General features: G+C 75.5%; 3 protein-coding genes. All 3 read left to right on the top strand.

Annotated elements, in window-relative coordinates:
* Positions 1–230: 230 nt before the first annotated feature.
* Positions 231–1130 (top strand): hypothetical protein, encoded by a 900-nt coding sequence (locus AB0B83_RS30040; RefSeq protein WP_357580996.1) that lies wholly within the window; start codon positions 231–233, stop codon positions 1128–1130.
* A gap of 66 nt (positions 1131–1196) precedes the next feature.
* Positions 1197–1718 (top strand): hypothetical protein, encoded by a 522-nt coding sequence (locus AB0B83_RS30035; RefSeq protein ID WP_225852283.1) that lies wholly within the window; start codon positions 1197–1199, stop codon positions 1716–1718.
* 29 nt (positions 1719–1747) lie between these two features.
* Positions 1748–3265: a flotillin family protein gene (locus AB0B83_RS30030; protein WP_101413437.1), complete on the top strand. Its 1518-nt coding sequence runs from the start codon at positions 1748–1750 to the stop codon at positions 3263–3265.
* Positions 3266–3404: the final 139 nt, after the last annotated feature.

Genomic DNA, 3404 nt, shown 5'->3' with positions numbered 1-3404 from the left:
GCGGGGCTGTCGCGGGGGGCCCCCGCGCCCGCCCCCCCCCCTCGCCGCCGCGCCCCCCCCCCCCCCCCGCGGGGGCGGCCCCCCCCCCGACCCGGGCCCGTCCGGCGGTCAGAGCAGGGTGAAGCCGAGCGGCATCGGCCGAATCGCTGGTCGCCCTCGTCGGGCCGTACGTCTGGTTGCGACCCGGCGCACCCCCGGACGCCGCCACCGGGGCACCGGCCGTCACCCCGGTGGCGACGGTGTCGGCCGCCCCGCGCACGATGCCCGTCGTCCCCGCGCCGACCGGCGACTGGACGCGGGCGGTCGTGACACTGCCCGGCGACTGGGTGCTGACCGGAGCCACCTCCACCGGCACTCCCGCCGTGCAGGGGTACGCCCTGGACCGCGAGCGCGGCCGGTACGTCGCCGCCGACCGCCGGTACGAGGAGACGTGGGCCGCGCCCCGTGGCGGGACCGCCGCCGTCGTCGACTACGAACGCGCCGGCCGGATCGGCCTGCTCGACCTGGGCCACGGCACGGTCCGCTGGATCCGCACCGGCAGCCACATCATGACCCCGCACTGGTCGCCGGACGGGCGGCGGTTGGTGCTGACCGTGCTGGACAAGGAGAGCGGCAGCTTCTCCCTCGGCGTGCTCGACGCGGCCACCGGCGCCTACCGCACCTTCCCGGTGGACACCGACCGGTACTTCTGCACCGACCACTGCTTCTTCACCTGGAGCCGGGACGGCCGGGAGGTCGCGCTCCAGCAGACCGATCCCGGTGCCCCGCGCTCGGAGTCCCGGCCGCACACGCGCCGGGGCGTGCAGTTCTTCTCCGCGACGAACGGCCGGCCGACCCGGTTCGTGCCCGTCCCGGGCGACCCCGCCGGCCCGTGGTCGTGGTCGCCGGACGGGCGGCTCGTGGTCATCAAGGGCCAGGACGGCCCGAGGTTGGCGGAGGTGGCGACCGGGCGGGTGATCGGCCCGGCTCCCGCCGAGGACGCCGTGTGGGTCGCGGGCGACCGGCTGCTGCACCGCGTCGGCTGGACGGCCGAGATGGCGCTGGTCGACCTCGACGGTCGGGAACTGGCGAGGCAGGCCCTCCCCGCGTCGCTGGACGTCAACCTGACCCTCGCGATCGCGCCCCGCTGAACGGCCCCGCGTCGCGGCCCCGTTGAGCCGCCGGCGTCCCGACCGACGTTGCGGGGCACCGATACCGTGCAGGCCGTGGCCACGGGGACGCTGATCTTCCTCATCATCGGCGGCGCGGGCGTCGCGGTACTGGCGCTCGCCCTGCTCGGCGGCGAGCTGCTCCACTTCGGCAACCCGGACTTCGACGGTCCGGTGTCGGTGGAGGCGGTCGCCGGGTTCACCGGAGCGCTCGGCTTCGGCGCCGCGATCGTCAACGAGCTGGTCGGTGGGCGTACGCCCGGCATGATCGCCGTGGCCCTGGCCGGCGGCGTCGTCGCGGCCGTGCCCACCGCCTGGGCCGCGGCCCGGCTGAGCCGGGCGGCCCGTGACATGCGCACCGACCCCACCCCCACCCGCCACCACCTGGTCGGCGCGCTCGGCCTGGTGGTCACCCCCGTGCCCGCCGACGGCTACGGCGAGGTCCGGGTCCGGGTGGCCGGCCAGCCGGTCAAGCTCAACGCCCGCGCCGACCGACCGATCCCGGTCGGCGCCCAGATCTTCGTGGTCGAGGCGCTCAGCGAGACCAGCGTGCACGTCGAGACCTACTGAACCCCCCTCATAGAAAACAGGACGGTCACATGCCCCTTCTCATCGCCATCGGCGGCGCGGTCCTCCTCGTCCTCGTGCTCGTGCTCTTCGTGCTCTCCCGCATCAAGGTGGCCGGGCCGAACGAGGCATTCATCGTCACCGGCCGCAAGGGCCGCACCACGCAGACCGCCGACGGTGGCCGGTCGACCGACAACTCCGGGCAGAAGGTCGTGCTCGGCGCGTCCGTCTTCGTCCTGCCCGTGGTGCAGAAGCTCCAGTCGCTCGACCTGTCCAGCCGGCGGATCGACGTCGGCATCAAGGGCGCGGTCAGCAAGCAGGGCATCCGCGCCGACCTGCACGGCGTCGCGATCGTGAAGGTCGGCGGCACCGAGGACGCCATCCGCGCCGCCGCGCAGCGCTTCCTGCACCAGCAGGACGAGATCGAGGACTTCACCCGGGAGGTGCTGGCCGGCGCGCTGCGCTCGATCGTCGGCCGGCTCACCGTCGAGGAGGTCATCCGGGACCGGGCGGCGTTCGCCAGCGCGGTCGCCGAGGAGGCCGAGCACTCGATGACCAACCAGGGCCTGGTGCTGGACACCTTCCAGCTCCAGGACATCCTGGCCGAGGGCTCCTACCTCCAGGACCTGGGCCGGCCGGAGGCCGCCCGGGTGCTCAAGGACGCGGCCATCGCCGAGGCGCGGGCCCGGCAGCAGGCCGAGCAGGAGCGGCTGCTCGCCGAGGAGGCCATCGCCGAGGCCAACCGGAACCTGTCGCTGAAGCAGGCCGCCATCCAGGCGGAGATCGACGCGGCCAAGGCGAAGTCCGCCGCCGCCGGACCGCTGGCCCAGGCCGAGCGGGACCAGGCGATCCTCTCCGAGCAGCAGAAGGTCGCCGAGCGCAACGCCGAGCTCAAGCAGCGTCAGCTCGACACCGAGGTGCGCAAGCCGGCCGACGCCGCCCGGTACAAGGTGGAGCAGGAGGCCGAGGCGTCCCGCAACGCGGCCGTGCTGAACGCCGACGCGCAGCGCCAGGCCGTCATCGCCGCCGCCCAGGCCGCCGCCGAGCAGGCCCGGCTCACCGGTGAGGGCGAGCGGGCCCGCCGGGCCGCGCTGGCCGAGGCCAACGCCATCGAAGGCGCCAAGGAGGGTGAGGCCGAGCAGCGCCGCCGCTCCGCCATCGCCGAGGCGGTCGAGCGGGAGGGCGCGGCCGAGGCCGCGGCCATCCTGGCCAAGGGGCAGGCCGAGGCCGACGCGATGGCCCGCAAGGCCGAGGCCTTCGCGGCGTACGGCGAAGCCGCGGTGCTGGACCTGCTGGTCAAGGTGCTGCCGCAGGTCGTCGAGGCGGCCAGCGCCCCGATCGGCGCGATCGACAAGATGACCGTCATCTCCACCGACGGCGCCTCGTCGCTGACCAAGTCGGTGGCGGGCAACGTGGCCCAGGGGCTCCAGCTCGGCAGCGACCTGACCGGCATCGACCTGGCCGGCCTGCTGGGGAAGCTCGGCTCGGCGGCGGCGACCACCGGCAACGGCAAGCCGCCCGTCGACGGCACGGCGGTCGAGACCCGCTGACGCGACCCGACACGACTGCCCGGGCCTGGGCAGAACGGCGCCCCGCCACGGCGGGGCCGGGGACGGCAGGGCGGGCGGCGCACTGGGGGGGGTGGCCAGGCTCAAGGACGGGGGGTGCCAGCCGCGGGCCGCCGCGGGG

This window comes from Micromonospora sp. NPDC049060 (assembly GCF_040649055.1).
Taxonomy (GTDB): Bacteria; Actinomycetota; Actinomycetes; order Mycobacteriales; family Micromonosporaceae; genus Micromonospora; species Micromonospora reichwaldensis.
This window is presented reverse-complemented; position numbering and strand designations above follow the sequence as displayed.